This is a genomic window from Streptomyces sp. NPDC088157 (assembly GCF_044741545.1).
In the GTDB taxonomy this organism is placed as follows: Bacteria; Actinomycetota; Actinomycetes; order Streptomycetales; family Streptomycetaceae; genus Streptomyces.
On the sequence record NZ_JBIUSU010000002.1, the window covers coordinates 948,441 to 975,178 of the forward strand.

A 26,738-nucleotide genomic window follows, 5' to 3' on the forward strand; every position below is an offset into this window, starting at 1 on the left:
GCGGAACGTTCCTTACTGGGGGAGGGTGTCGAGGGAGGGGCCGAGGATCCAGCCGGCGATCTCCCGGATGGCGCCGTCGCCACCGGGGACGGTGGTGACCGCGCGGGCGGCGTCGCGTACGACGTCGTGGGCGTTCGCGACCGCGACCGGCCAGCCGACGAGCGCGAAGCACGGGAGGTCGTTGACGTCGTTGCCGACGTAGAGCACGCGCTCCGGCGCGATGCCCTGTTCCTCGCACCACTGCTCGAGAGCGAGGTCCTTGCGGTCGATGCCGTGCAGGACCGGGAGCCTGAGCTTGCGGGCGCGGGCGGCGACGACGGGGTTCTGTTCGGTCGAGAGGATCAGCATTCGCAGACCCGACCTGCGCAGGGCCGCGATGCCGAGTCCGTCGCCCCGGTGGACGGAGACGAACTCCCGTCCGTCGGAGTCGATCAGCACCCGGTCGTCGGTCTGGGTGCCGTCGAAGTCGAGGACGACGGCGTCGATGTCTTCGGCCGCGGGGAGGCGGGCGGGGGAAGCGGGTGCGAGGCGGGTGGAGGAAGCGGGTGCGAGGCGGGTGGAGGAAGCGGGTGCGAGGCGGGTGGAGGAAGCGGGTGCGAGGCGGGTGGGGGGAGCAGCTGGGAGGCGGGTGGGGGGATCGACTGCCGGGGCGGCGGGGCTGTCGGCGTCGAAGAGGGGCGCCAGTGCCCTTGCCCGCGCCAGGTCGTGCGGGGCGTCGATCTCCAGGACCCGGGCGGGGTCGGTGCGGACGAGTTCCGTGCGGCCGAAGAAGCGGTGCTGGTGCTTGCGGAAGCCGGCCGCGTCCATCGCGTAGGCGGCGCCGGTCTCCAGGAAGTCCTGGGGGCGGTCCTGGCGGCGCGGGCGGACGGACTTGTCGTGGTTGACGCCGTGGCCGCCCTCCTCGGCCTCGTCCGCGTGCCGCCAGACGAAGCCGTGGAAGGGGGCGACCGTGACGGCCGTGTCCGCGCCCTGTTCGACGACCGCCCCGGCGACCCCGTCCACGTCCTCGCGGACGAGGAAGGGGCTGGTGCACTGGACGAGCAGGACGACGTCCACGGGGGCCCCGTGCAGGGCTTCGTGGGCGTCCATGGCGTGCAGGACGGCGGCCTCGGAGGTGGCGGTGTCGCCGGCGATGGCGGCCGGACGCAGCACGACCTCCGCGCCCGCCTCGCGCGCGGCCACCGCGATGGCGTGGTCGTCGGTGGAGACGACGACGTCGGTGACGAGCCGGGTGGCCCGGCACTCGCGGACCGCGCGGGTGACGAGCGGTACGCCGCCCACCGGGGCGAGGTTCTTCGCGGGGACGCCCTTGGAGCCGCCGCGCGCGGGGATCACGGCGAGCACACGGCGCGCCCCCGCTGGTGAGTCGGACATGAGCTTCTCTCCTTGCAGGGTCACAGCTCCCCCATCCGCCGGACGACCGGCGCCACCCGCTGCACCCCGTGCCGGTAGGCGCCGCGTGCCGCCCGGCGCACGATCCGGCGGACCGGGCCCGGCTCCTTGTCGGCGGCCGGTTCGCCGGGCAGCGGGCTGCCGTCGGGGCCGAGGTGGTGGCGGGCGAGGAGGCCGGGCAGATAGCCGGGCGCGGTCGCCGGCGTGTAGTAGGGGGTGAGGGGCGGCAGGCCGCCGGGGAGGCCGAGCAGTTCGGTGATCCGCCCACGCGCCGCGTCGAAGGCCGTCGCGTACGAGCCGTCCACCGCGACGCCCTGCCGGGTCACCCACTCCTCGTCGGGGGCGGGCCGGTGCCCGGCGTCCAGCTGGTCCCACGAGGCGAGGCAGCCGGAGCCGACGAAGTGGTGGTTGCCGAGCGCCTCACGCACTCCGAGGTCGGTGAGGACGACCGTGGGAATCCGGCGGTGCAGGGACTCCAGGGCGGCCGTCGAACTGACCGTGACCATGAGGTCGGTGCGGTCGAGGATCTCGCCCATGTTTCCGTACACCAGGCGGAAGTTGGGCGGCGGATCGAGCTTCTGGGCCAGCTTCTGGTAGGGCAGCTCCTCGATGTGGGTGGTGTGTTCACCCGGCTTGGAGCGGAGCTTCAGCAGCACTTCGCGCTCGGGGTGCAGACGCGCGTGCCGCACCAGCCGGTCGAGCAGGTAGGCGCGGTCCCTGCGGTTCTCCGGCACGGAGGGCTGCGCGGCGAAGACGACGGTGCGGGGCCCGCCCCCTTGTTCCGCGCCGGGGTCGTGTCCACCCGTGTAGGGGGCACCGCCCAGGAACGGCAGGGCCACCTCGGTCACCGACGAGGCGTCGGCGCCCACCCCCTCGTACACGGCGCGGAAACGCTCCGCGTCCTGGCGGGAGTTGGCGAGGACGAGGTCCGCGCCGTGCCGCAGCAGCAGGCCGTCGGCGAGCTTCTCGTAGACGACTCCGACATAGCCGGTGACGACGACGGGACGCTCGCCCCGCCCCTCCCAGACCCGCCTCAGGCCGTGCAGGAGCGCCTGGACGCCGCCGCCGACCAGCGCGAGGACGAGGACGTCGTACGAGGTCCTGGTCATGACGCGCAGGAACTCGAGTGCGGTGACCTCGCGCAGCGAGTCGGCGTGGACGCCGACCTCGGTCAGCTGACGGGGGGTGGGTGTGGCCCGGCCGCGCAACAGGAATCCGTCCAGGACGGGGGCGGCTTGCGCCCCGCTCCCGGTTCCGGCTTCCATGGAGGGCGCGATCCGCGTCGCGGTCAGCGCACCCCATTTCCACCGGGTGTCGGAGTCCGCGAGGACGGCGATCCGTGGGGGGTTGGCAGTACTTGCTGGCACGGCCAAGACGCTAGAAAGCAAAAGTCTGGCTTTGCCCAATCACCCCTCAACAAAAAGTTAACAGCGAGCCACCGAACGCCGAACTGGGCCGGGAATTCGGGAAATGTGCAGGGGGTGCACCATTCCGACACATCGATTTCACCCCCCGTATCCGCACCGGAAAGTTTCGCTGCCGGGCATCCTTCTAGGGTTTCGCGGGTGCCCAAGCTTTCCGTGATCGTGCCGTTCTTCAACGTTCAGCGATATGCGCCTGACACCCTTGCGAGCCTGCGTGCGAACACGCGCGAGGACTTCGAGTTCATCCTGGTCGACGACTGTTCGACCGATGCGACCTCGGACATCCTCGCCCGTGCGGAGCGCGAACTGCCGGGCGCGGTGCTGGTCAGACACGAAAGGAACGGAGGGCTGGCGACCGCGAGAAACACCGGAATCGACAAAGCGCATGGTGATTATCTGACTTTCCTGGACGGTGACGACTGGCTCGCGCCCGGGTATTTCCCCCGGCTTCTCGCCTGCATCGAGGAGTTGGGCTGCGATTTCGTCCGCACCGACCATGTGCAGTGCACCGGGCGGGCGCGGACCATTCACCGCGTCCCGCACGGCAGGCGCGCGACGGTGATGAACCCGAGGGAGGCGATCCTGCCCGCCGACCGGTCCACTTCGGTGGACTACGCCTACGCCTGGGCCGGCGTCTACCACCGTCGGCTGGTCGACCGCGGGCTGCTCCACTTCACCGACGGCCTGCGGACCGCCGAGGACCGCCCGTGGATCTGGAAGCTACACCGGGAGGCGGACACCTTCGCCGTGGTGGGCCTGCTGGGCGTCCACTACCGGCGCGGTGTGGCCTCCTCGCTCACCCAGATCGGCGACGTACGGCAACTGGACTTCGTCCGCGCCTTCGACCAGGTGATCGAGGAGACCACGGCTGACGCCGAGGGCGCCGGGCTGCTGCCCAAGGCGGTGCGCACCTACTGCGCGATCATGACCCATCACCTCGGCTCGATCGAGAGGTTCGAACCCGCCGTGGCCCGGAAACTGCGCTCACTGTGCGCCGCCGCCCTGAAGAGGATGCCTCAGGACGTGCTCGCGGAGGTCATGGACTCGATGGACGTGCAGCGGGCGGGGGTGCTGCGGCGGGTGCGGCGCAGGCCGGTGGCGGCACGCACGGCGGCGGCACGCAGGGGGGCCGTCTGATGCCTCGCACCACCCGGATCTTCTGCGTCTCGACCCTGTACGGCGCCGCGACCCTGGCCGCGGCCCTCGACGCCGGGCTCTTCGAACCGACCGACCGTCAGCTGCTGCTGGTCACCAACAACGCGGTCAACCCGGAGATCACGCCCTCGGTCGACGCCATGCCGGGCTTCGCCCGGATCCGTGAGCGCTTCGACGAGGTGCTGTCCTGGAACGAGACCATCTCCCCCTTCCACCCCGGCGCCTGGGGTCCGCGCGGCGACGACATCCCCCTGTGGGAGCGGTACGTACGGCTGCTGTGGGACCTCGGCGACGACGAGGTCCACCTGGCCGTGGAGTCCCTCCAGGTGAACCCGGCGCTGGCACTGTGCCAGCTGTTCACCGGCGCGCCCGTCGACGCCTACGCCGACGGACTCATGAGTTACGGCCCCACGCGCGACAAGATCGATCCGCTGGTCGGCACCCGCGTCGACCGGCTGCTGCACCTCGATCTGGTGCCGGGCCTCACTCCCCTGCTGCTGACCGAGTTCGGCGTGCCGCCGGTGCTGGTGCCGTCCGAGGCGTTCCTGAAGGTGCTGAGCGAACTCGCCTCCACCGAAACCGAGCCGGACACTCCCGGGGAACGGCCGGCCCTGCTCCTGGGGCAGTACCTCTCGGCGCTCGGCATCATCGGCGACGCCGAGGAGGAGGCGCTGCATCTGGACATGGTGCGCGGCGCCGTGGCACTCGGGCACCGCAGGCTCGTCTTCAAGCCGCACCCGGTGGCACCCGCCCGCTGGTCCCGGCTGCTGGAGGACGAGGCGGAGAGGCTGGGCGCCGAACTCGTCCTCCTCGACCGTCCCGTGCTCGCCGAGGTGGCCTACCAGCGGCTGCGGCCCGCCCTCGTCGTCGGCTGTTTCTCGACCGCGCTGCTCACCGCCGCCGGTCTGTACGGCCTCCCGGTCGCCCGGGTCGGCACCGGCACCGTGCTGGCCGGGCTCACCCCGTACCAGAACAGCAACCGGGTGCCGCTCACCATCGTCGACGCGCTGCTGCCGGACCTGGCGGACGGGCAGGCGGTGGAGGCATGGGCCATGCCGTCGCCGGAGCGGGTGGACGAACTGTCCGCGCTCCTGAGGACCGTCGGCTACGCGATGCAGCCCAGGATCTACCCCGGGCTGCTGGGTGAGGCGGAGCGCTATCTCTCCACCCACCTCGACCCGCACACCTGGCGCTACTTCAAGCGCCGGCGGCTGGCGGCGCTGGCCCTCCCCGGTGCCGTACCGAACCAGCTCGCCTTCATCCCGCGCAACGCGACCGTGCGCCGTCTCGCACGGCGGGCGCGGGCCCTGAAGCGGGCGACGACCGGAAGCAGGACATGACGGTGCGGCCGTTCATCCGAACGTCATTCGCACGCCGTCCACGGTCAGCCGTCACTCGTCCCTCACCTGTCGGAGCTGCCCGGCGTCCAGTCGCCGACGCGACGGCGACGACCGCCGCGTACGACGGAACACACCTCACGACTCCCACGGAAGGTCTCCAGGATGAGCGCGGCTGACCAGGCGGCGGCACCGGCCCCGCCATTGGTTCCGACGACACCGGCCCCGCGGCTGGACCTTCTCCTCCCCGACCGGGCTCCGGTCCGGCCCCGGGCGGAGAGCCGGCTGCGCACCCTGGACGGACTGCGCCTGCTGGCAGCCCTGATGGTCTGCTTCTACCACTACGCCGGCAAGAACGGCGAGGTCGCGCAGTCCTGGCACCAGTCCCCGTCCGTGAGGTTTCCGACGCTGTCGCAGTTCGCGACCTACGGCAGTCTGGGCGTGCAGTTCTTCTTCCTGATCAGCGGATTCGTGATCTGCATGAGCAGCTGGGGCCGGAGCATCGGCGACTTCTTCCGCTCCCGGGTGGCCCGTCTGTACCCCGCGTACTGGGCGGCGATCGTCCTGGTCACCGCCGCCGGCCTCGCCCTGCCGGTGGTGGCCTCGCCGCTGCGCTCGGACGAGATCCTCACCAACCTCACCATGCTGCAACAGCCGATGGGTGTGCCCCGGGTGCTGGGGGTGGACTGGACGCTCTGGGTGGAGGTGCGCTTCTACGCCCTGTTCGCGCTGTTCGTGGTCTGGCGGGGCGTGACCTACCGCAGGGTGGTGATGTTCTGCTGCCTGTGGACGCTGGCCGGCGTCTTCGCCCGGGTCGCCGACAACCCGCTGACCGACGAGCTGGTGATGCGCGACCACGCCCCGTACTTCATCGGCGGTCTCGCCCTCTACCTGATCCACCGCTTCGGCAACAGCCTGCTGCCCTGGGGCATCGTGGTCTTCAGCTTCCTGCTCGGCCAGCGCTACTCGGTCACCGCCCTGTGGCACCCCGGCCCGCAGGGCGCCTTCCACCGCAGCCCGTACGTCATCCAGCTGATCGTCCTCGTCGCCTTCGTCGCCGTCGCCGCGGTGGCCCTGGGCCGGACGAGCCGGGCGAACCGGCGCTGGCTGACGGTGGCCGGGGCGCTGACCTACCCCTTCTATCTGATCCACGAGCACCTGGGCTGGTTCTTCATCCGGGTGCTGTACCGCGACTTCGGGCTGAGCCCGTGGCTGACGTTCGGCACGACGGTGCTGTCGATGCTCGGCATCGCGTGGCTTCTCCACCGCTTCGTGGAGAAGCCGCTCGGACCGCGGCTGAAGCGGGCGCTCGCCGTGCGGCGGGAGGCGCCGGAGTAGACCCGCGGGCCGGTGGGCTGGTCGCGCGGTTCCCCGCGCCCCTGCGGGACGCGGGTGCCTACGCCGATCCGGAGTCTTTCGTTTGGATCAGGGCGGATCAGGCACCAGGGCTCGCGACCCCTGGTGCCTGATCCGAACGAGAGACCTAGCCCTGACGTGCCGTCGACCGGATTCGGCGTACCGCTCGCCGCACCGCCGGATTGCGGCGCAGTGCCTCCGCGCGGACCGGGCCGCCGCCGGGGAGGCGGAGGCTCGTGAGGCGGCGGCGCTTGAAGTAGCGCTGGTACGGGGACGGGCCGGTCAGATGGGCGGCGAGCCAGGCGGCCGTCTCCGCGCGCAGGGCGTGGTGCTTGCGGGACTGCATGCAGTACCCCACGGCCCGGATCAGGGGCGTCAGCTCCTCGGCCGCTCCCGCGAGTTCGACGGGGGCGCCGGGCTCCGCCCGCTCCGCGTCGGGCAGCGCCGCGTCGATGATGGTGAGCGGGACGCGGTTGCTGTTCTCGTACGGCGTGATGCGGCCCAGGAGCAGCTCCGTGCCGACGCGGGCGACGGGGATGCCGTAGAAGGCGGCGGCGGTCATCAGCGCCGTGGAGAAGCAGCCGATGACCAGCTTGGGCTTCAGGAAGGCGAAGACGGTCTCGGCGAGGATCGGCTCGTTCAGCACGGTGAGCCGCACGCCGAGTTCCCCGGCGGCCGCCTCCAGGGACTCGCCGTAGACGGCGGGCGCGCTCGGGTGCGGTTTGAACAGGACGTCCTCGTGGCCCGCGCGGGCGGCGGCACGCAGCATGCGGATGTGCAGCCGCTCCTCCTCGTCCTGGGTGATCAGGTCGATCGCGGAGAGGTACTGGCCGAGGAGTACGGCGGTGGCCGGACGGTCGGCCGGGAGCCGCTCGGCGAGAACGTGGGCGCCGGACTCGCCGATCCGCGCGAGGACGTCGACGATCGCCTCACCCGGCACCGCCTCGGGCCGGACTCCGTACTCGGACAGGAGCATCGGCCGCAGACCGGGCACCAGGTCGAGGTGGAGCACGCGCGCGATGCGGCTGCTCAGGCCGTGCGGGATGCGGTTGCGGGTGGGGCCGTAGCTCATCAGGCCGTCCGCGTACACGTGGATCGGGCTGTCCGCGAAGATGTCGGCGATCGCGCGGGAGGGGTTGGCCTGGATGGACTCGCAGGCGATCTCCACGAGTTCGTCACCCAGGTCCCAGGCGAGACGTACGGCCTTCTCCCAGAGTCGGGTGTCCTGGGCGCGCGGCGACCAGCCGGCCGGGTGGTGCGGGGAGATGAACTCGTTCCAGGAGTACACCTGGTCGAACTCGGGGCGCAGTCTCTCGAAGCCGGCCATCCGGTCCAGCGGGGTGCCGACCTCCGGTGCGGCGGCGGTGTTGCTGACGACGAGGATGCGGCGGACGCCCTCGCGCGGGCCGAACTGCCCGGCGCGGATCGCGGCGGTGACGGTCGCGGCCGCGTACTGGGTGGCCGAGCAGAACATCTGGATCACGCCGCCACACCCTTCATGCCGCCGCGGACCCGGCGCAGCACGTGTACGCGTTCCTCGCCCATCCCCACCACGGCCTCGCTCAGTTCCTCCTCGGTCATCGCGCCCAGCGCCTCGGCGGCCAGCCGCTTCAGCTTCGCGGCCACACTGCGTTCGAACCGGCGCCGGTCGAGCAGCTGGTGGGCGATGACGACGCAGAAGTTGCGCAGCGCCTTCCCGCGCAGCCGGCCGGCCTCGGGATCGTCGGCGAGCTCGGCCAGGACGAGGTCGAAGGAGCGGAAGAAGTCCAGCTGGCGCACGTCGCCGATCTGGGTGAGCGAACTGGCGATGCCCCGGCGGTAGAAGACGCCGTGCAGACTGGCGACGGCGTAGGAGTCCGCCCTGCGGTGGAGGTCCCAGATCCACGGCCGGTCCTCGGCGGTGCGCAGCCCGTCGTGGAAGCGGAGCATGCCCCGGTCGAGGAGCCGGCGGTGGTACACGCCGGCCCAGGCGTACGGGTAGTCGACCATCGTGGTGTCGTCGACGGGGAGGATGGAGGTACGCGGGTCGAGCGGGGTGTGGCGGCGGCCCTCGGGCGCCCGGTGGACGGCCCGCTCGATCCCCGTGACCTGTACGTGGTCGGTGCGTACGAAGTCGACGTCGAACCGCTCGACGGCGTCCACCAGTTGGGCCAGATGGCCCGGCGCCAGCCAGTCGTCGCCGTCGAGGAAGGTGAGGTAGCGGCCTTCCGCCACGTCGATGCCGGTGTTGCGCGCGGTGGCCAGTCCGCCGTTGTGTTCGTGCCGGATCACTCGGCTGTTCCCGAGCCGCTCCGTCAGGGCGAGGAGCGCCTCATAGGTCCTGTCCTTGGTGGATCCGTCCTCGACGAAGATGAACTCGAAGTCGTCCCGCGCGTTGTTGACCAGGCTGGTCACGGTCTCGGGCAGGTACGACTCGATGTTGTAGCAGGGGACGACGACGGACAGGGTCGGTGTGTTGGCCACGTGTGCGCACCTGGATTCTCAGCGGGAAGTCAAGTGATCCTAAGAAAACAGGATCGGCATTCGCATGTCCCATCGCCGAAACCCAGGTGAATTCGGAGTGACATCCGAATCGGGCCGGAGAATCACAGATGAAGAACTGGTGAGCCGACCGCTCGCCCTTTCCACCGCCCCGTATTCCCGCGGAATTCGATGCTACGTTCGCGCACGTGACCGATATATCCACCTCACCTCCGCCCGCCGCCCAGCGCGGGCAGAGCCGGCCCGGACCGGCATCGCGTCGGCTGCGCCTCACCTCTCCCGCGGGATGGACCACCGTCGTCACCACCGCCGCGCTGCTGATCCACACGACCCTCACCGCCGGCGTCTTTCTCGACATCCGTTATGTACTCGCCGCCCTGCGGACGACCGGGGCGAGCGGGCTCTCCCCCTCCGAGATATTCGCCCACCGGCCCTTCTTCTACCGGTGGCTGCTCCACGGTCTGGACTCCGTCACCGGCGGACCGGACGCGGTGCGCGAAGCCCTCCTGCGGCTCATCGGCCTCGCGCTGTGCGCGGCCGCCGGTCTTCTGCTGCACCGGGCGCTTCGCCGGCGCATGCCCGAGCGGGACGCGCTGCTCGTCTCGGGCCTGCCCGCCCTCACCCTGGCCTTCGCGCCCGTCATCGACTACCTGCAGCCGGAGTGGTTCGCGATCGTCTTCGCGACGGTGGCCGTCGCCGCCGCGCTCGGCGTCCGCGGCCGCCCGCGGGCCGCCGTGCTCGCCGCGCTGCCGCTCGGTCTCGCCGTGCTGATGAAGTACTCCACCGCGGGCACGGCCGCGATGGCGCTCCTCGTGGTCTTCGCCGTGGACCGCGTACGGGGCCTGCTGCTGGCCGCCGCCACCGCCGTCGGCACCGGCCTGCTGTTCGCGCTCAGCGCCTGGTCGGGCTCGCGCGAACTCCAGTGGCTGCGCGACATGCCGTACATCAACGCGCACGCGCTGGGCAACGAGCCGGTCGTCCTCCCGGACCTGCTGCTGCGCACCGCCGACTACCTGGGCGACCGCATCGCGCTGACGCCGGTGCTCGCGCTGCTGCCCGGAGCGCTGCTGCTGTTCGCCGCCACGCTCTCCTCGCGCCGGCAGCGCGTCGAGGCCGTGCTCGTCACGCTGCTGCTCCTCGTCATCGGTCTGGCCGTCGTGGTCTACCAGGGCAACTGGTTCGCCTACCACGGCGAGAGCCTGCCGGTGGTGGCCGCGGCCGTGACCGGCCTCGCGATCGGCCGCTGGTACGGCGCCCACGGCCGGCCTCCGCTGTGCCTCACCGTGCTCGCCCTCCTGTACGGCGCGCTGGCCCCGCTGCTCGCCTTCGTCCGTGCGGACGTCGACACGGCGGTGCTCGCCTGGCTCGCCTCGGTCGCTGCCCTGCTCGCCGGCGGGCTGGACCTGCTGCGGGTGCGGACACCGCGTCCGCGCGCCGGCCGCGTCCCGGTCGCCCTGCCGGTCCTCGCGCTCGTCGTGTGCCTGGCCGCGACCGTGTGGCCCACGTCCGGGGTCCGGGTGATCGAGGGGAACATCGTCACGACCAACGCCGAACTCAAGGTGCAGGCGCGGTCGGGGCGGACGGCGGCCGAGCAGGTCGACGCCCGGCTCCCGGCCGGGGTGCCCGTGCTGTACCTGACCTTCGGCCAGCAGGCGTACTACATCGGCCACTCCACCGCCTGCCGGTACCCCTTCCCCACGTTCTTCAACGTGCCCAAGCGGCTCACCGAGGTGCCCTCGCTCGAGTCGACCCGGGAGAACGTCCGCTGCATCACCCAGGAGCACCCGGCCGCCTACGCCGTCTACCAGCCCGGCTGGCTGTCCCTGGGCGTGATCGACCCGCGGATCGCCGCCGACATCCGCAGGGCGTACGAGTGCCCCCAGCCGGAGGGGCGGCAGCTCGTGGTGTGCACCGCGCGCCGCTGAGACGCGTACCGCGTACCGCGCACCCGGCGGGCCCCCGGCAGGCCCCGGCAGGCCCCGGCGGTGAACTCCTCCGCCGGGGCCTGTTCTCCGGAGCCTCATCCCTGGGCCCCGCTGTCCGCAGCCTGTTCGCCGCGACCTGTCTCCCTGCGGCAGGTCAGGCGACGCCCGCGATGCGCGCCGCCTTGTGACCCAGCTCCACCGAGTAGCTCTGGCCCCGGTCCTGCGGGTAGATCTGCGCCATCGTCGCGAGCGTCACCCGGCTGAGACCGGTCCGGTGGCCGGGGATCAGCGCCTTGTACCCGGGGGTGACCACAGGCTGCGCGAAGGGCGCCCGGGAGAAGTGCCAGTCCTGGATCCAGGAGCGGTCGAACTCCGGGTTCAGCCGCTTGAGCCAGGGCAGATACCGCTCCAGCAGCTCGGCCGGATCGGTGGTGAAGCGCCAGTCGTCCCGCTCGACGTAGTTGCCCACGTAGAGGATGTGACGGCCCCCGTACTGAGCCGGGTCGACCATCCGCGTGTGCTCGACGACCGCGAGGAAGGGGAACTCGGGCTCGTTGATGTTGAGCCAGTAGTACGGGACGGCGCTGCGGTCCAGCTCCAGGACGAAGCAGGTCGCGCCCAGGTACTGGTTGCGCCGGACGGCGTCGTCGGCCGGCGCGTCGACGGCCTTGGCGAAGGCGGGCTGCGGAGCGGTGACGATCAGGTGGTCGAAGGCGTACGAGGCGCCGTCGGCGGTGCGCACGGTGACCGGCCCGTCGTCGCCGTCCTGGCGGATCGTCTCCATCCGCTTTCCGAACTCGACCCTGCCGCCGCGCTCGGCGATCCGGTCGGCGAGCGTCGCGTACACCCGGTCGAACCCGCCGTCCAGGTACCCGAGTTCGAAGGTGCGGCAGTGCACGCGCGCCCACAGCCAGGCCATGGACACCTGGTCGGCGCGGTCGCCGAACTTCCCGCGCAGCAGCGGCTCCCAGACGGCCTCGGTGGCGCGCCGCCCGGCCCACTTGTTCAGCCAGCTCAGGGCGGTGCGGTCGGTGAACCGCTCCCCGTCGCGCACGACCTTCAGCCACGCCGAGGACAGGCCGAAGCGGACTCCGGCGGGCAGGCCGTACAGCGGGGAGGTCAGCATCTCCAGCGGCGTACTGAAGGGGTGCGTCCGCCCGCCCCGGTACACACCGGTGGTGGTCCTGTGGAAGCGCAGGTCGCCGCCCAGGCCCAGCTCCTCGATGAGCTCGATCATCTCGCGGTCGCTGCGGAAGATGTGGTGGTAGTAGCGCTCCAGCGGCACTCCCCCGACGGGGATCGACGCGGCGAGCCCGCCCAGTTCGTCGGCGGCCTCCAGGACGGTGACCGCGTGACCCTCCTTGACCGCGTCGTACGCGGCGGTGAGGCCGGTCGCTCCCGCGCCGATGACGCCGAGATTCATGCGAAGCTCCACTTTCTGTTGAGCGCGAACTGGAAGACCAGCACCAGGGGCAGCGAGCCGGCCTTCACGAGGTTCGGGTCGATTCCGAGCCCCCGGGAGAACACCGCGAGCAGCACGAACGTCAGGGCGATGCCGGTCAGGCCGACGGCGTAGAAGCGCAGATAGCGCGGCAGCGGACGGTCGCGCTTGCCGAAGGTGAACAGGGCGTTCAGGACGAAGTTGTTGGTGATGCCGAGGCTGGTGGAGAGCACGTTGGCCAGCTGCTCGTGCAGTCCGGCCACGTTGTGGAGCAGCAGGAACGCGCCCAGGTCGAGGAGGACGCCGCTGCCGCCGACCAGCGCGTACGTGATGAGCTGCCGGAGATCGCGGGCGCCGGCGCCCTCCGGGGAGCCGCTCCCAGCAGGGGAGTCGGCGCCCCGTGCTGTGTCGTTGCCCTCGGACTCGGTGCCCCGCGGGCCGGGCCCGGTGCGCGCCGGAGGGCCGGAGCCGGCGCCCGTACGGGAGCCGGTGGCGCGCACCACGCGCTCAGCGGACATGGCCGGTGCCGTCGCCGCCGGCCTCCACGTCCTGCGCCACGTCGTGCGAGATGACCTGCCGCACGGTGTACAGGGGCCGGCCCTGCACCTCGTTGTACGTACGCCCGACATAGCTGCCCAGCACGCCCAGCGACAGCATCTGCACACCGCCGAGGAACAGCACGACGACCATCAGCATCGTCCAGCCGGAGACCGTGATCTCCGGTCGCAGCATCTTCATGGCGAGCGCGTAGCAGATCCCGATCAGGGAGAGCGCGAGCACCGCGAAGCCCAGCTTGGTGATCATCCGCAGGGGCGCGGTGGAGAAGCCGGTCAGCCCGTCGATGGCGAGCCGCGCCATCTTGCGCAGCGGGTACTTGGTCTCTCCGGCGAACCGCTCGTCGCGGTCGAAGTGCACCTCGCTCTGCCGGAAGCCCATCGAGGCGACCATGCCGCGCACGAACCGGCTGCGCTCCCTGAAGCGCCGCAGCTCGTCGGCGGCGCGGCGGTCCATGAGCCGAAAGTCGCCGGTGTCCAGCGGGATGTCCACGTCGCTGGAGGACCGCAGGAGCCGGTAATAGGCGTGCGCGGTGGCCTTCTTGAAGAAGGTGTCCTGTCGGCTGCGCCGACGGGCGTGCACGATCTCCGCGCCCTCCCGCCAGGCGTCGATCAGCTGGAGGCTGACCTTCGGCGGATCCTGGAGGTCGGTGTCCATGACGATGACGGCATCGCCGCGCGCCTCGTCGATACCGGCCGTGATGGCCATCTGGTGCCCGAAGTTGCGCGCGAAGTCGACGACCCGGACGCGCCGGTCGTTCTTCGCGATGTCTTCCAGAATGGCCGGCGTGCCGTCGGCGGAGCCGTCATTGACGTAGATCAACTCAAAGGTGAATTCCGGGCGTTCACCCAGGGCCGCCACGAGTTCCTCGTGGAAGTGGCGGATTCCGTCCTGTTCGTTGAAGACGGGAAGTACATAGGAGACGAGCGCGGCGCCACCACGCTGACGGGGCGCGCGGAACTCCTGCGCCCGTCTGGATATGTCAGGCATTCGGCGAACGTAGGGGCGCGATATGAACGCGACTCGAACGCGCGATGAGTGGTGCAATGCGGTGAATCGACTTACGGAGCCGGCCCGCGCCCGGGCGGGCCGTCAGGCCTTCGGTCAAGGAATCCCGTACCGCGCGGAGATTCCGGCCACGACGATTTCCAGACCCTCCTCGAACTGCCGGTCGTAGTCCTCGAAGATCTCCGCGCCCGCCTTCGCCGACAACGGGAACTCGGCGAGCAGCCGTGCGCGCTCCTCGACGTCGAACCCCTCGCGCCGCTCGCCCGGCAGCGGCTGCACGCCCTGCTCCTCGGTGACGAACCCGATGGTGAACGCGTACGCGGTCGACGAGGCGCGTACGGCGTCGGCGAAGGTGAAGCCGGCGGCCGTGAACAGGCGCAGGGTCTCCTCCATCTGCACTGCGTGGTCGTTGCCCGTGAAACGGGAGCCGCTGAAGACCTTGGCGCCGTCGCGGTGAGCGAGGAGCCCCGCGCGCAGCCCGTGGTTGGCCTTGCGCAGCCGGTCCCGCCAGGTGTCGGCGGGATCGAGCGCGGTGCCCGCGACCATCCGCCGGTACATCTCGGTCGCCATCTCGTCCAGCAGGGCCTGCTTGTCCTTGAAGTGCCAGTACAGAGCGGGCGCCTTGACGTCCAGCTCCCTGGCGATGGCACGCAGGGTCAGCCCGTCGAGACCTGCCTCGTCGAGGAGCCTGAGCGCGGTGTCCGCCACTCGCTTGCGGTCGAGGGGGGCGCGTCGTTCGGTACTCACGCTTGACAGCTTAACGCCGTTAAGGCCACTCTCGTGGAACGACGGAACTTAACGACGTTAAGGAGAGTTGCATGGATATGGACAGCTATGCGGACGTGGACGTCCTGATCGTGGGTGCCGGCCCCACCGGCCTCGCCCTCGGCATCGACCTGGCCCGGCGCGGAGTGGACGCGCTGGTGGTGGAAGGCGGCGACACCCTTGCCCCCGGCTCCCGCGGCAAGGGCCTCCAGCCACGCACGATGGAGGTCTACGAGGACCTCGGCGTCCTCGATGAGATCCTCGCCGCCGGTGGCCCGTACCCGGTGGGCATGATCTGGGCGGACGGCGAGCAGGCCGGCGAGCACGCGATGTTCGACCCGGCGGAGGACGGCGAGGTGGGCTGCCGCTTCACCATCCCCTGGATGGTCCCGCAGTGGCGCAACCAGGAGGTCCTGCTGGCCCGGCTGACTGAGCTGGGCGGGACCGTGGCCTTCGGCCGTGAGGTGGTGCGGCTCGAGCAGGACAGCGAGGGTGTGACGGCGCACTTCGGCTCCGGCGAGCCGGTCCGCGCCCGGTACGCCGTCGCCGCGGACGGCGGCCGCTCGGCGGTGCGCCGCGCGCTGGGCATCACGATGAGGGGCGAGACACTCGACCCGGACGCGGCCCTGGTGGCGGACGTGCGGATCCCCGGCCTGGACCGGACCTGGTGGCATCTGTTCCCGCCGAGCGGGCCGGACTCGGGGTTCCTGGCGCTGTGCCCGCTGGCCGGGACGGACCAGTTCCAGCTGGTGGCGCGGCTCCCCGGCGGGACGGATCCGGACCTCTCCATGCAGGGCATCCGCGAGCTGGTCTCGGAGCGCACCCACCTCGCACCAGGGGCGGTGACGGAGCTCTTCTGGGCGTCCGACTTCCGCCCGCGCGCCGCCCTGGCGGAACGCTTCCGCGACGGCCGGATCTTCCTCGCCGGGGACGCGGCGCACGTCCACTCCCCGGCCGGCGGCCAGGGGCTCAACACCAGCGTCCAGGACGCGTACAACCTGGGCTGGAAACTGGGTGCGGTGCTGAGCGGGCGGGCGCCGGAAGCCCTGCTGGACACCTACGAGGAGGAACGGCGTCCGGTCGCCGCGCACGTCCTCGGCGTGTCGACGGCGATCCACCGGGACGAGGCGCGCAGGGGCGCGGGGACGCGGCAGTTGGGCCTGCACTACCGGCACTCGTCACTGAGCGAGGAGACGAGGCCGGCCCCGGGTTCGCTGCGCGCCGGCGATCGCGTCCCGGACCTGACGGTCGACGGCGTCCGCCTCTTCGACCGGCTCAGGGGCCCGGACTGGACCCTGCTGACGTTGGAGGACGGGGTGTTCCTGGTCCGCCCGGACGGTCATGTGGGCTGGGCGGGCGACACGACGGAGGGCATGGACCGCTACGCGGCGGCGGCCGGCGCCTGAGCGTCAGCCGTCGAGAAGGGTGTCCGCAGAGCAGTACGGCCACGGCATCCTCCTTCTCGGGGATCACTCTCCACGAGGGTGACCGGCTGCGCGCGGAGGCCGCCCTCGATCACCATCCGGGGGAACCGCCCAGCTCAGAAGGCATCCGACGGCACGTACGTCCCCCAGACCTCCCGGAGGGCGTTGCACACCTCACCCACGGTCGCCCGGGCCCGCAGCGCGTCCTTCATGGGGTACAGGACGTTGTCCTCACCCTCGGCCGCCTTCTTCAGGGCGTCCAGGGCCGCGTCCACCGCCGCCCGGTCGCGCTCGGCCCGCAGCTTCGCGAGGCGCTCCGCCTGCTGGGCCTCGATGGCCGGGTCGACGCGCAGCGGCTCATAGGGCTCCTCGGCGTCGAGCTGGTAGCGGTTGACGCCGACCACGACCCGCTCGCCGGAGTCGGTCTCCTGCGCGATCCGGTAGGCGGACCGCTCGATCTCGGACTTCTGGAAGCCGTGCTCGATGGCCGACACCGCGCCGCCGAGGTCCTCGACCTTCTTCATCAGCTCGACGGCCGCCGCCTCCACGTCGTCGGTCATCTTCTCGACGACGTAGGAGCCGGCGAAGGGGTCGACGGTCGCTGTCACGTCCGTCTCGTAGGCGAGCACCTGCTGGGTGCGCAGGGCCAGGCGCGCGCTCTTGTCCGTGGGCAGCGCGATCGCCTCGTCGAAGGAGTTCGTGTGCAGCGACTGGGTGCCGCCCAGGACCGCCGCCAGGCCCTGCACCGCGACCCGGACCAGGTTCACCTCGGGCTGCTGGGCCGTCAGCTGCACACCCGCCGTCTGCGTGTGGAAGCGCAGCATCAGCGACTTGGGGTTCTTCGCGCCGAACTCCTCCCGCATCACCCGCGCCCAGATCCGGCGCGCGGCACGGAACTTCGCGACCTCTTCCAGGATCGTCGTACGGGCCACGAAGAAGAAGGACAGGCGGGGCGCGAAGTCGTCCACGTCCATTCCCGCCGCCACCGCCGTACGCACGTACTCGATGCCGTCCGCCAGCGTGAAGGCGATCTCCTGCGCCGGGGACGCGCCCGCCTCCGCCATGTGGTAGCCCGAGATCGAGATGGTGTTCCACTTCGGGATCTCGGCCCTGCAGTACTTGAAGATGTCGGCGATCAGCCGGAGCGAGGGCTTCGGCGGGAAGATGTACGTCCCCCGCGCGATGTACTCCTTCAGCACGTCGTTCTGGATCGTGCCGGTGAGCCGGTCGGCCGGCACGCCCTGCTCCTCGCCGACCAGTTGGTACATCAGCAGCAGCAGCGCCGCCGGCGCGTTGATCGTCATCGACGTCGACACCTTGTCCAGCGGGATCCCGCCGAACAGCACCCGCATGTCCTCGACCGAGTCGATCGCCACGCCCACCTTGCCGACCTCACCGCTCGCGATCGGCGCGTCGGAGTCGTGGCCCATCTGGGTGGGCAGGTCGAAGGCGACCGACAGGCCCATCGTGCCGTTCGCGATCAGCTGCTGGTAGCGGGCGTTGGACTCCACCGCCGTGCCGAAGCCCGCGTACTGGCGCATGGTCCAGGGGCGGCCGGTGTACATCGACGGGTAGACGCCCCGGGTGAAGGGGTACCGGCCCGGCTCGCCCAGCTGCTCGGCCGGGTCCCAGCCCGCCAGGTCATCCGGCCCGTACACCGGCTCGATGGGCAGTCCGGACTCCGACTCACGCGCCATGGGTGTGATGCCTCCCGCTGAGCAATACCCGTTGCTTCGACTGATCGATCGGCCTGTCGGCCACTCGCCCCGCTTCGCCAGTTACCCGTCAGTACAGCCCGGCCTTCCGACGGACTGTATCGGCGGGCGCGCACCCGGTGGAGGGGGACACTCTTTGACCTTCCTCACAGAGTGGCGGCGACGGAGCGGCGACGCTTTCGGTCCCCACAATGCCGGTCCGTTCGCCAGGCGTCATCCGGGGGGAACATCTCAGTCATGCGGATGCGGAGATCGATCGCCGTCCTGGCCGGCACGGCGGCCCTGGTGACGGTGTGCGGCTGTAGCGTGCAGGCCCCCGACTCGGACGGAAAAGCGCGCCCGCCGGCGTCGCCCGACGCCGGCGGGCGAACGGCTTCACCGCCGACGGCGACGGCGACGGCAGGCCCGGCCGGGACGACCACCGGCGGCAGGCCGAGCCGCCCGGCCACCAGCGCCCCGCCGCCCGCCGTCCTGTGGTCGCGCGGCGACACCGGACCTGACGTCCGCGAGCTCCAGGCCCGGCTGCGCCAGGTCGCCTGGCTCTTCGAGGGGCCCACGGGGACGTACGGCGACCTCACCGAGCAGGCGGTGAAGGGGTTCCAGGGCAAGCGCGGGCTGCCGAGGACCGGGAAGACCGACACCGTCACCTGGCAGCGGCTGCTGGGGATGACGCACGAACCCGGTGAGTGGGAGCTGTACCTGATGGGCGGCCGGCCGGCCGCCGCGCCCGATGCCCGATGCCTGTCCGGACGGGTGCTGTGCATCGACAAGACGACCCGCACCCTGCGCTGGATGATCGACGGCCGGACCCTGACGACGGTGTCGGTCCGCTTCGGCTCGCAGTACACGCCCACCCGGGAGGGGGTGTTCCACGTCTACTGGAAGTCGCGGGACCATGTGTCCACGCTCTACGACTCACCGATGCCGTACGCGATGTTCTTCAGCGGCGGGCAGGCGGTGCACTACTCGTCCGACTTCGCGGCGCGGGGGTACGCGGGGGCCTCGCACGGGTGCGTCAACGTACGGGACGAGGCGGCGATCGCGAGTCTCTTCGCGCAGGTGAGGAACGGCGACAAGGTCGTCGTGTCCTGGTGAGCGCGAGGGCCTGCGAGGGGTGAGGAGGCGAGGTGTTTGGGGCGCGAGCGGGACCGGGGGAACGTGTCCCGCCCGCGCCGAGCGCACGAGCCGGAAGTACGGGGGGAACCCCGGCTCTGTGCAAGGGCCGATGACCAGTCGGCTCACTTGTTACTGCGCCCCGGCCCCCGAAAACGTCACACCCCTGGCGAAGAAAGTTTTCGTGATCCGCGAAGCCGCAGGTCAGTGGCGTTGCGAGGACGAGTTTCCGCCCGACCCGCCCGAGTGGCCCGACCCGCCCGAGTGGCCCGACCCGCCCGAGTGGCCGGACCCGCCGGACCATCCGGAGTGACCGGAGTGACCGGAGCCGCCCGATCGGCCGCTGCCGATGCCGTTACGGCCGTCACCGCCATGGCCACCAGGGCCATGGGCACCGCCGCCATGGCCACCGCGGCCGTCTCGGTCACGGCCACCGTCATCGTCGTCATCGGAACCGCCGCCCGAACCGCCCTTGTCGCCCGAGCCCCCGTCGTGACCTCCGCGTCCGTCCTGGCTCTTGCCGCCGTTCCGGCCGGCCGTGCCGTTCGAGGTGCGGTCGTCGCCGCGGGGGTTCCCGGCCGGGGTCCCGTCGAGGACGCCCGCGCAGTACTTCGGCACGCGCGTCGGGCCGCCCGCGAGGTGCTCCAGGGTCCGGCGGCGCTCGGTGTCCAGGGTGCGGCCCGCGCTCAGGTCCCGGCAGGACGAGGTCACGCCGGTCGGCCAGGTGCCGCGGGAGCCCGGGGCGGCCGTGGCGTCGTCGCCCGTCCTCCCCTTCCCGGCGTCCTCGCGGCCGGTGCCGTCCGTGCCGTCGTCCGGGGACGCCGAGCCGGTGTCGCCGCCCGAGGCGTCCGGTGCGGGTGAGGCGCGCGAGTGCTCGTCCGGGGGCACGGGCGCCGACACGGAAGCCACGGGGCGGGCCGGTCCGACGCCGTCGAACGGGGTCGGCAGGACACCCGTCCCGGCCGCGATCCCGCCCACCATCCCGGCGGCCAGCGCGGCGGCCAGCCCCAGACGCGCGGGCCGGCCCCAACGGGTACGGCCTCCGGCCTCCGGGACCGGGCCGCCGATGCGTACGAGTCCGGCGTCGGCGGCGGGCACGACACGGAGGCGGTCGGCGGCGGCCGTGGTCTCACCGGCGCTCGCGGCGGGGCGGCCGCCGGGACCGGCGTGGCGGGCGAGGTCGGCGCGGTCCGCGTGGGCCTTGCGGAAGGCGGCCAGGGCCGCGGCCTCGCCGGGGAGTTCCTCGTCGGCGTGCAGGAGCTCGGCGGCCGGCGCGGAGAGCGCGCCGAGGGTCCGGGCGAGCCGCTCGGCCTCCTCTGCGGCGCCACCGACAGCGTTGTCGGGTGACTCACCGCGCAGCAGACGCTCCGCCGTTTCGCGATCGAGCCACCTGTCCTGCTTGTCGGCCATCACATGTCCTTCTGCGTCCGCGCGCGCGTATGCGTCACACCGGCGGACGTCACCGCGCGCGAGCGCGGTTCTCGCTGAGGCGGCAGCGCGTCGAGCACGCCGGCCGTCTCCGGATCCTCGCCGAGCAGTTCGGCGAGCTTCTTCAGGCCGCGGTGCGCGGCCGTACGCACGGCTCCGGGCCTCTTGCCGAGCGTCTCGGCGGCCGTCTTGGCGTCCAGGCCCATGACGACCCGCAGGACGACGGCCTCCGCCTGGTCCTGCGGCAGCCGGGCGATGAGGCCGAGGGTGCGGCCGGTGGCCAGCGCCTCGATGGCTTCGCCCGCGGTGTCGGACTCGGCGGCACGACCGGTCAGTTCGGTCTCGTCGCCGACCGTCGCCGGGCGCCGCCCGCGCATGCGTACGTGGTCCAGCGCGCGGTTGCGGGCGATCCGGGCGGCCCAGCCTCGGAAGCGGTCCGCGTCACCGCTGAACCGCTCCAGGTCCCGGGCTATCTGGAGCCAGGCCTCGGAGGACACGTCCTCGGCGTCGAGATCGCCGACGAGCGTCCGTACGTACCCGAGCAGCCGCGGGTGCACAGCGCGGTACACAGTCCGGAACGCGGTCTCGTCCCCGTTCTGTGCCGCGAGCACCGCGGCTGTCAGCTCCGCGTCGTCCCCCACGTCGTGGTTCCTCGGTCGATGGTTCACGGTCGGTGACCGCAGGTCGGTGCGGTGGTCCGCCGCTTCGCCGTCCGGCGCGAAAGGCACGTTACGACCTGAAACAGCCGCCCGTCCACGTCCGTGGAACATGCAACTGACTCGTGACGCGAGCGGGTGCTCCGCAGGTGTGACAGAAAACGCACTCATGGCGCTGTAGGGAGTACGGGCCGCCGCGCGGCCCGTGCCGCGCGACGGCCGGGGCCTCTCCTGTGGGGGGTGGCGGCCTCGGCCGTTGCTTTGGCGGCAACCGGTTACTCGCCCTCGGCCCCGCCCTTGGCGGCCCTGGCGGTGTCCTCGGCCCTGCCGGTCCCGTCGGCGTCGGCGGGCTTCCCGGCCTTCGCCTCCTTCTGGCTTTCCGTCGGCTCCGGAGTGTTCCCGGTCTTCGAGGTCGCGTCGGCCTTCACCGTCCTGTCGGCCTTGGGCGTCCTGTCGCCCTTCGGGGCCTTCTCCCCCTTGGGCCCACCCTGCGCCGCGCAGTACGCCGCGACGTTCTCCTCGCCGCCCGCCGCCGTCACGAGCCGCTGCCAGGACGTGGAGTCCATCGCCCTGCCGCGCCCCCGGACCTTCTCGTAGGCACGGCAGTGGGCCTCGGTGTCCTTGGCGCTCACGGGACGGTCTTGGTCGGCGGGGGCGGCCGGGGGCGCGCTCACGGAGGGGCCGGTGGACCGGGCCCCGGACGCGGTCGCGGTGACCGGCCGTTCCGGGCGGCCCTCGGCGTCGGCGCGGCCGTCCGTCGCGGAGCCGATGGCGGCGAAAGCGACGCCGCCCAGGGCGAGGCCGGCGACCAGCGCGGAGAGCGTGGCCTTCAGCGAGCGGACCGTGTGCCGCCGGGCCCGGGGCCGCCAGTCGTCCCGGCGCCGGGTACGGGCCCGGTGCGCGCCCGCGTCCCGCGCGGCCCGGAAGGCGGCGACGGCCCGCCGCTCGCCGTCGCTGCCGCCGTCCACGTCCGGTACGAGGTCGGCACGGGCACCGGTCCCGCTCGGATCCCGGGCGAGAAGGGCCTGCGCGAGCAGCGCCTCCAGCCCCGGCTCCGTCGGCCTCGCCACGTCGTGGGCAGCGGCGGTGTCGGCGGCAGAGCGTCCTGCGGGGTGCTCACGCCGACGGCTGTGGCCCGCGCCGTCGCCCGGTCGTTCACCCATTCCGTTTCCGCCTCTGTCCCGTCCGTCCGATCAGACCGTTCGGCCTGGTGGCCGCATCCGTCACTGATCCATACGGTTCGCGGCCCGCGCCGTTCATATCGACTCCCCCAGCGTTCGGGGGCCGCCATCCGTCACACCTTCGCCCGTGCCCTCCTCGCCGAGTTGGCGGGCCAGCCGCTTCAGACCCCGGTGCGCGGCCGTACGGACCGCGCCGGGGCGCTTGCCGAGGACGCGGGCGGCGGCGGGCCCGTCCAGGCCGACGACCACCCGGAGCAGCACCGCCTCGGCCTGGTCGCGAGGCAGCCCGCGGACCAGTTCCAGGGCGTGTTCGGTGGAGAGCGACTCCAGCGCCTGGTCGTGGGTGCTGTGCGGGCCGGCCAGGTCGAGGACGACGTCCTGGTCCAGCGCCGCCGACCGGGGCCGGACCCGCAGCCGGCGCAGATGGTCGAGGGCCCGGTGCCGGGCGATGGTCGCCGTCCAGCCGCGGAAACCGGCGCCGTCGCCCTTGAACCGCCCCAGGTCCCGGGCTATCTCCAGCCAGGCGTCGGAGGCCACGTCCTCGGCGTCGTCACCGACGATCCCGCGCAGATAGCCCAGCAGTCCGGGCTGCACGATCCGGTACGCCACGGCGAACGCGGCCTCGTCGCCGTCCTGGGCCCGCGTCACGGCCGCGCCCAGTTCCCCGTCGTGCGGGTGCGCGCGCCGGGATTCCCCTCCCTGGCCCAAGACTGTCCTCGTTCGTGCGGAGTTCGTTCCGGCGCGCGACTCCCCCGTCGGACACCGGGTCCGAACGCGGCCGCGCCCCCACGGTCATCAGCGTCGGGCCTCACAGAAGTGTCACAGCGCGCGGTCAGGCGGCCGCCCGCCGGGCACGGCCGTGCAGGGTCAGATAGAAGGTCCGCAACGAGTCCTCCGCGCCTCCGGTCCCGAACCGGTTGACGACCTTGCCGAGCGGATTCCACACCCGTCCGTCCGGCATCCGCACCCCGACCGACTGGCCGAACCAGCCACGCTGGACGTCGTCGAGATCCACCCAGGTCCCGCCGGCCCGCCTCACGAGCACCTCACCGACGTACGCCCCCAGCCCGACGAGCGCGTCCTGCACCCGCTCCCGCTCCGCCCCGCCCTTGCGCAGCCCGTCGACCAGGAAGTCGGCAACGCGCAGGCTGGCCACGGAGTAGTCGAGCGGCAACCGCTGCCGGGCGACGACCCACGCGACGAACCCGGCGGCGCAGGCCCGCATCTCCGTCGCGCCCGGAGTCCCCTCGTCCGCCTTGCTCCCCATGGACCCCACCCTTCGCTCACACCGGGGGCCCCAGCGGCCGGGCCCCTCGCTGTCCCAGCGGTCGGCGGCCCCGAAGCATCACAGGCCACGCAGGTGTCCCTGATCACGTCCGAGCCCGGGCGGCGGCCAGCCACCCATCACCGCGTGAACGACCTGCGGGTCAATACACCTGGCCGCGGAGGCCCCGCGTCGCGTCGCGGCACAGCAGCCGCAGGGAGCCGTGGCCGGCGAAGCAGCGGCGGGACTCGTCCAGGGGCTCCCAGAGGCGGCCGTCGGGGGTGCGGACCCAGTGGTCGCCGCCGGCTCCCCACCACTCGGCGCCCGTCTGCCGGACGATCACCTCGCCGGCGTAGGCGCCGAGCCCGCGCAGCAGGTTCGCCACGGCGGCGTGCGGCGAGCCCTCGCGCCGTAGCTCCTCGATCATGCGGTCGACGCGCCACAGGCTCTGTGGTGAGTGGTCGAGGTGGGGGCGGATGGTGTCGGGCGCGGCGGCCACCGCCTCCGCCGCCCACCGCACGGGTTTCGCGGCGGCGGAGGGGCGGGGGGCCGGCTGTTCGGCCCGGTCCGTCCGGTTCGTCTTGTCGGTCTCGTCGGTCTGATCGGTCTGGTCGGTCTGGTCGGTCTGGTCGGTCGTCCTGCGCGTCACACCTGGAACAGCGAGGTCGGCGGCGGTGGCGTCACTCGTTTCCGGGGACTTCGCGGGACCGGTGCAGGACCGACCCACCTTCCCCGCACTCCGCTCACTTTCGTCCGCGGGCCCGTCGCGAGACCACCGCGCGCAGCACCCGGCGCCCTTCGGTGGAGACCTCGAGCGCGCGGCGCAGTCCGCCCGCGCCGTGGCCCGCGAGCACCTCCAGGACGGTGACCTGGCGGCGCAGTTCGGCGGCGACGAGGGGCGGCATGCCCTCCGTACGGCCTTCCCGGCGGGAGTCGACCGAGGAGGCGTCCTCGGCCGGGTCGAGGAGGCGGTGTATCTGGAGCGACGCGACGGAGCAGGCGTCGGCCCAGAGCCGCACCTCGGCGGTGGAGCGGTCGTCGGGGGCGGCGGTCAGCATCCGGCGGGCGAGGCGCCCGGCCTCGTCGCCCTCCTCGGCGGCGGACGCCAGCTTGCCGCGCGCCTGTTCCAGCAGATCGCCCCAGTCGGCGGCGTCGGAGGCCTCCGTGAGGTTCCCCCACAGCGGTCGCAGGATCTCGTCGTCACCCCCGAGCAGTGGTACGCACCGATCCAAACAAGCCAGCCCGCTGGCAGCCAGTCCGCGTTCGTCGGCCTGAGCAATCAGTTCCACCAGGCTCATCCACGCCTCCCTCGCCAGGGCACCGACCTTACGGAGCCCGCACTTCCCCTTACTGCGTGCGACGGGCCAGGAGTGTCACAGGAGGTTGGTTTCGGCCAACTCGGAGTCAGTCCGGCGGGTGGTCGAGGAGTTGCCCGGGCGTTCAGCCCAAGTGGTCGGCCAGCGCCTTGAACTGGGTCCAGGTCAGCGGTGGTGTGCCCGCGTCCCACAGTTTCTGCGAGGTGGCTCGCAGGGGCATCCGGATGCCGGCCGCGACCTGGGCCTGCGTCTGGGAGTTCGCGAGGTCGCACCAGACCGAGAAGGAGCCGCCGAGGATCTGGGCGTCGTACTTCGCGGCGACCGGGGTGGTGCCGCGCAGCACCCGCGGGGTCCACTGCTGGTAGATCCGCTGCCCGGTCGGGTAGGCGAAGTCGTTCGGCTCGCCGAGGACGTAGTACAGGTATTCGTCGTTGTAGTTGAGGACCTTGCGCCCCGCGCTCAGGTACTCCGTCGGGGTCCGCGCCCCGATCTCCTTGCCCGTCCAGTACGCGACCACGAGGTCGGAGGCCGGCTTGACCGACGTACCCCGGAAGAACCCGTCGTTCCACACCCGCATGGTCCGGTCGTGGGCGCGGACGGTGTCGGCGCGGTCGTTGAGCCAGCCGGTGGTGAGGTCGGCGACGCCCGCGCCGGAGCCGTAGCGGGCCGTCGCGGCGGCGGCGAGCTGGGGGTAGGAGGCCGCCGGGCTGGACACCGTCAGGGCCTGGTACTCGTCACCGCCGAGGTGCCAGTAGGCGCCGGGGAAGACGTCGGCGTACTCGTCCAGGAGGTCGTCGAGGAGGCTCGCGGAGTCCTCCTTGGAGATGTCGATCGCCCCGCGGGTCGCGACCCCGCTCGCGTTGCGCAGCTGCAGCTCCGGGTGGGCGGCGAGGACGGCGCCCAGGTGCCCGGGTGAGTCGATCTCGGGCACGACGGTGATGTGCCGGCTCGCCGCGAGGTCGACGATCCTCTTCACCTCGGCCTTGGTCAGGTGCTGGCGGGCGACGATCTCCGGGTGGCTGTCCGACTCGATCCGGAAGGCCTGGTCGTCGGAGAAGTGCAGGCCGAGCTGGTTGTACTTCAGGTCGCCGAGCTCCCGTACCCGGTCCTCGATCCAGGCGGCCGTGAAGTGCTTGCGCGCGATGTCCAGCGTGAACCCGCGCTGCGGCTTGGCCGGCCGGTCGCGCACGACGCCCTCCGGCGCCGTGCCGCCGGCGTGCACCTCCTGCTTGAGGGTGCGGGTGCCGTAGAAGACGCCCGCGTCGGAGGGCGCGCTGACGGTGACCCGCCCGCCGCGCACGGTCATGGTGTACGACTCCGGGTTCGCGCCCTCGTCGTCGTTGAGCGCCAGCCGCAGGTCGCCGGCACGTACGTCGTCCTTCTCCCCCGCGTACGTCAGTCCCAGCTCACCGGCGACCAGCCGTCCCTCGTCGGCGAGGGCGGCGTCGCTCACCACCACCCGGCGGGTGGACTGCGGCTTCCAACCCGGGCCGCGCGCCGGGGTGTGGGCGCTGACGGCGGGGATGGTGCGGGGGGTGGTGGAGAGGGCGTAGGAGCGGCTGGGCGTCGGGCTCGCGGCCCGGGCGGCGGCCGAGGCGGCGCTGTCACCGGCGGCGGACGTCCCCGGGGCGGCCCGCCGGGAGGCGGCCGATCCGGCGGGTGTCGTGGTGTCGTCGTCCGACGAGGCCCACACGCCGAGTCCCGCGCCGAGCGCGACGACCAGCCCACCCGCCAGCAGTGCCCGCGTCACCACCTGCTGCTGCGGCTTCCTCTGCGGCGTCCGGCGCCGGTGCCTGTGCCTG

23 protein-coding genes are annotated in these 26,738 nt (G+C 72.2%); 6 read left to right on the forward strand and 17 right to left on the reverse strand.

All coding sequences use genetic code 11. The features are described from left to right. Window positions 1-12: 12 nt before the first annotated feature. Window positions 13-1,374 carry a cytidylyltransferase domain-containing protein gene (locus tag ACIPFH_RS10500; RefSeq protein WP_401824857.1) on the reverse strand — a complete coding sequence of 454 codons (1,362 nt, stop codon included), beginning with the start codon at window positions 1,372-1,374 and terminating at the stop codon, window positions 13-15. A gap of 20 nt (window positions 1,375-1,394) precedes the next feature. Then, window positions 1,395-2,759 carry a DUF6716 putative glycosyltransferase gene (locus ACIPFH_RS10505; RefSeq protein WP_401824859.1) on the reverse strand — a complete coding sequence of 455 codons (1,365 nt, stop codon included), beginning with the start codon at window positions 2,757-2,759 and terminating at the stop codon, window positions 1,395-1,397. Window positions 2,760-2,957: 198 nt separating this feature from the next. On the opposite strand from ACIPFH_RS10505, the gene ACIPFH_RS10510 reads away from it, so the two are divergent. The 3 genes from ACIPFH_RS10510 to ACIPFH_RS10520 all read left to right on the forward strand — a co-directional run bounded on the left by ACIPFH_RS10510 (window position 2,958) and on the right by ACIPFH_RS10520 (window position 6,646). Further along, window positions 2,958-3,953 carry a glycosyltransferase family 2 protein gene (locus ACIPFH_RS10510; protein ID WP_401824861.1) on the forward strand — a complete coding sequence of 332 codons (996 nt, stop codon included), beginning with the start codon at window positions 2,958-2,960 and terminating at the stop codon, window positions 3,951-3,953. Beyond that, window positions 3,953-5,311 (forward strand): polysialyltransferase family glycosyltransferase, encoded by a 1,359-nt coding sequence (locus ACIPFH_RS10515; protein WP_401824863.1) that lies wholly within the window; start codon window positions 3,953-3,955, stop codon window positions 5,309-5,311. Before ACIPFH_RS10510 ends, ACIPFH_RS10515 begins: the two co-directional genes overlap by 1 nt. A 162-nt stretch (window positions 5,312-5,473) precedes the next feature. Then, on the forward strand, window positions 5,474-6,646 hold the full coding sequence (locus ACIPFH_RS10520) for an acyltransferase family protein (protein WP_401824864.1): 1,173 nt from the start codon (window positions 5,474-5,476) through the stop codon (window positions 6,644-6,646). Between the two features lie 145 nt (window positions 6,647-6,791). Here ACIPFH_RS10520 and ACIPFH_RS10525 read toward each other — a convergent pair whose 3' ends face one another. After that, the gene (locus tag ACIPFH_RS10525; RefSeq protein WP_401825141.1) at window positions 6,792-8,138 is read right to left on the reverse strand and encodes a polysialyltransferase family glycosyltransferase; all 1,347 of its coding nucleotides are present in this window, start codon (window positions 8,136-8,138) and stop codon (window positions 6,792-6,794) included. A 5-nt stretch (window positions 8,139-8,143) separates the two neighbouring features. After that, window positions 8,144-9,127 carry a glycosyltransferase family 2 protein gene (locus tag ACIPFH_RS10530; RefSeq protein WP_401824866.1) on the reverse strand — a complete coding sequence of 328 codons (984 nt, stop codon included), beginning with the start codon at window positions 9,125-9,127 and terminating at the stop codon, window positions 8,144-8,146. Between the two features lie 206 nt (window positions 9,128-9,333). Between ACIPFH_RS10530 and ACIPFH_RS10535 the strand changes: the two genes are divergently transcribed. Further along, window positions 9,334-11,070, forward strand: a complete 1,737-nt coding sequence (locus ACIPFH_RS10535; RefSeq protein ID WP_401824868.1) for a hypothetical protein — start codon at window positions 9,334-9,336, stop codon at window positions 11,068-11,070. A gap of 154 nt (window positions 11,071-11,224) precedes the next feature. On the opposite strand, the gene ACIPFH_RS10540 is transcribed toward ACIPFH_RS10535, so the two are convergent. The 4 genes from ACIPFH_RS10540 to ACIPFH_RS10555 form a co-directional block, all read right to left on the reverse strand. Further along, window positions 11,225-12,493 carry an NAD(P)/FAD-dependent oxidoreductase gene (locus ACIPFH_RS10540; RefSeq protein ID WP_401824869.1) on the reverse strand — a complete coding sequence of 423 codons (1,269 nt, stop codon included), beginning with the start codon at window positions 12,491-12,493 and terminating at the stop codon, window positions 11,225-11,227. Continuing rightward, window positions 12,490-13,029 carry a GtrA family protein gene (locus tag ACIPFH_RS10545; RefSeq protein WP_401824871.1) on the reverse strand — a complete coding sequence of 180 codons (540 nt, stop codon included), beginning with the start codon at window positions 13,027-13,029 and terminating at the stop codon, window positions 12,490-12,492. Before ACIPFH_RS10545 ends, ACIPFH_RS10540 begins: the two co-directional genes overlap by 4 nt. Beyond that, window positions 13,019-14,056, reverse strand: coding sequence for a glycosyltransferase family 2 protein (locus ACIPFH_RS10550; RefSeq protein WP_401824872.1), 1,038 nt, complete (start codon window positions 14,054-14,056; stop codon window positions 13,019-13,021). The genes ACIPFH_RS10545 and ACIPFH_RS10550 overlap by 11 nt, the downstream gene beginning before the upstream one ends. A gap of 114 nt (window positions 14,057-14,170) precedes the next feature. Further along, window positions 14,171-14,821 (reverse strand): TetR/AcrR family transcriptional regulator, encoded by a 651-nt coding sequence (locus ACIPFH_RS10555; RefSeq protein ID WP_401824873.1) that lies wholly within the window; start codon window positions 14,819-14,821, stop codon window positions 14,171-14,173. Between the two features lie 71 nt (window positions 14,822-14,892). On the opposite strand from ACIPFH_RS10555, the gene ACIPFH_RS10560 reads away from it, so the two are divergent. Next, window positions 14,893-16,245: an FAD-dependent monooxygenase gene (locus ACIPFH_RS10560; RefSeq protein ID WP_401824875.1), complete on the forward strand. Its 1,353-nt coding sequence runs from the start codon at window positions 14,893-14,895 to the stop codon at window positions 16,243-16,245. A 134-nt stretch (window positions 16,246-16,379) separates the two neighbouring features. On the opposite strand, the gene ACIPFH_RS10565 is transcribed toward ACIPFH_RS10560, so the two are convergent. Beyond that, a complete protein-coding gene (locus ACIPFH_RS10565; protein ID WP_401824877.1) occupies window positions 16,380-17,960 on the reverse strand; it encodes a methylmalonyl-CoA mutase in 1,581 nt (526 codons plus the stop codon). A gap of 255 nt (window positions 17,961-18,215) precedes the next feature. Between ACIPFH_RS10565 and ACIPFH_RS10570 the strand changes: the two genes are divergently transcribed. Next, complete coding sequence (locus ACIPFH_RS10570; RefSeq protein WP_401824879.1) at window positions 18,216-19,073, forward strand: L,D-transpeptidase family protein; 858 nt, start codon at window positions 18,216-18,218, stop codon at window positions 19,071-19,073. A 222-nt stretch (window positions 19,074-19,295) separates the two neighbouring features. Here ACIPFH_RS10570 and ACIPFH_RS10575 read toward each other — a convergent pair whose 3' ends face one another. The 8 genes from ACIPFH_RS10575 to ACIPFH_RS10610 form a co-directional block, all read right to left on the reverse strand. Continuing rightward, window positions 19,296-20,501: a hypothetical protein gene (locus ACIPFH_RS10575; RefSeq protein ID WP_401824880.1), complete on the reverse strand. Its 1,206-nt coding sequence runs from the start codon at window positions 20,499-20,501 to the stop codon at window positions 19,296-19,298. Then, a complete protein-coding gene (locus ACIPFH_RS10580; protein ID WP_401824882.1) occupies window positions 20,501-21,160 on the reverse strand; it encodes an RNA polymerase sigma factor in 660 nt (219 codons plus the stop codon). Before ACIPFH_RS10580 ends, ACIPFH_RS10575 begins: the two co-directional genes overlap by 1 nt. A gap of 290 nt (window positions 21,161-21,450) precedes the next feature. Next, entirely contained in the window at window positions 21,451-22,338 is an 888-nt protein-coding gene (locus tag ACIPFH_RS10585; RefSeq protein ID WP_401824883.1) for a hypothetical protein, read from the reverse strand. A 93-nt stretch (window positions 22,339-22,431) separates the two neighbouring features. Next, window positions 22,432-23,064, reverse strand: coding sequence for an RNA polymerase sigma factor (locus tag ACIPFH_RS10590; RefSeq protein ID WP_356260999.1), 633 nt, complete (start codon window positions 23,062-23,064; stop codon window positions 22,432-22,434). Window positions 23,065-23,188: 124 nt separating this feature from the next. Then, window positions 23,189-23,623, reverse strand: a complete 435-nt coding sequence (locus ACIPFH_RS10595) for a hypothetical protein (RefSeq protein ID WP_401824884.1) — start codon at window positions 23,621-23,623, stop codon at window positions 23,189-23,191. A gap of 160 nt (window positions 23,624-23,783) precedes the next feature. Further along, entirely contained in the window at window positions 23,784-24,140 is a 357-nt protein-coding gene (locus tag ACIPFH_RS10600) for a hypothetical protein (RefSeq protein WP_401825143.1), read from the reverse strand. 223 nt (window positions 24,141-24,363) lie between these two features. Then, window positions 24,364-24,918, reverse strand: coding sequence for a hypothetical protein (locus ACIPFH_RS10605; RefSeq protein ID WP_401824886.1), 555 nt, complete (start codon window positions 24,916-24,918; stop codon window positions 24,364-24,366). 142 nt (window positions 24,919-25,060) lie between these two features. Beyond that, the gene (locus ACIPFH_RS10610) at window positions 25,061-26,671 is read right to left on the reverse strand and encodes a glycoside hydrolase family 20 protein (protein ID WP_401825144.1); all 1,611 of its coding nucleotides are present in this window, start codon (window positions 26,669-26,671) and stop codon (window positions 25,061-25,063) included. Window positions 26,672-26,738 lie beyond the last annotated feature (67 nt).

Coding starts and splice junctions, on each gene's coding strand:
- ACIPFH_RS10500 (WP_401824857.1), bottom strand. CDS start 1,374: ATGTCCGACTCACCAGCGGGGGCGCGCCGTGTGCTCGCCGTGATCCCC.
- ACIPFH_RS10515 (WP_401824863.1), top strand. CDS start 3,953: ATGCCTCGCACCACCCGGATCTTCTGCGTCTCGACCCTGTACGGCGCC.
- ACIPFH_RS10520 (WP_401824864.1), top strand. CDS start 5,474: ATGAGCGCGGCTGACCAGGCGGCGGCACCGGCCCCGCCATTGGTTCCG.
- ACIPFH_RS10525 (WP_401825141.1), bottom strand. CDS start 8,138: ATGTTCTGCTCGGCCACCCAGTACGCGGCCGCGACCGTCACCGCCGCG.
- ACIPFH_RS10540 (WP_401824869.1), bottom strand. CDS start 12,493: ATGAATCTCGGCGTCATCGGCGCGGGAGCGACCGGCCTCACCGCCGCG.
- ACIPFH_RS10545 (WP_401824871.1), bottom strand. CDS start 13,029: ATGTCCGCTGAGCGCGTGGTGCGCGCCACCGGCTCCCGTACGGGCGCC.
- ACIPFH_RS10550 (WP_401824872.1), bottom strand. CDS start 14,056: ATGCCTGACATATCCAGACGGGCGCAGGAGTTCCGCGCGCCCCGTCAG.
- ACIPFH_RS10560 (WP_401824875.1), top strand. CDS start 14,893: ATGGATATGGACAGCTATGCGGACGTGGACGTCCTGATCGTGGGTGCC.
- ACIPFH_RS10565 (WP_401824877.1), bottom strand. CDS start 17,960: ATGGCGCGTGAGTCGGAGTCCGGACTGCCCATCGAGCCGGTGTACGGG.
- ACIPFH_RS10570 (WP_401824879.1), top strand. CDS start 18,216: ATGCGGATGCGGAGATCGATCGCCGTCCTGGCCGGCACGGCGGCCCTG.
- ACIPFH_RS10575 (WP_401824880.1), bottom strand. CDS start 20,501: ATGGCCGACAAGCAGGACAGGTGGCTCGATCGCGAAACGGCGGAGCGT.
- ACIPFH_RS10585 (WP_401824883.1), bottom strand. CDS start 22,338: ATGGGTGAACGACCGGGCGACGGCGCGGGCCACAGCCGTCGGCGTGAG.
- ACIPFH_RS10595 (WP_401824884.1), bottom strand. CDS start 23,623: ATGGGGAGCAAGGCGGACGAGGGGACTCCGGGCGCGACGGAGATGCGG.
- ACIPFH_RS10605 (WP_401824886.1), bottom strand. CDS start 24,918: ATGAGCCTGGTGGAACTGATTGCTCAGGCCGACGAACGCGGACTGGCT.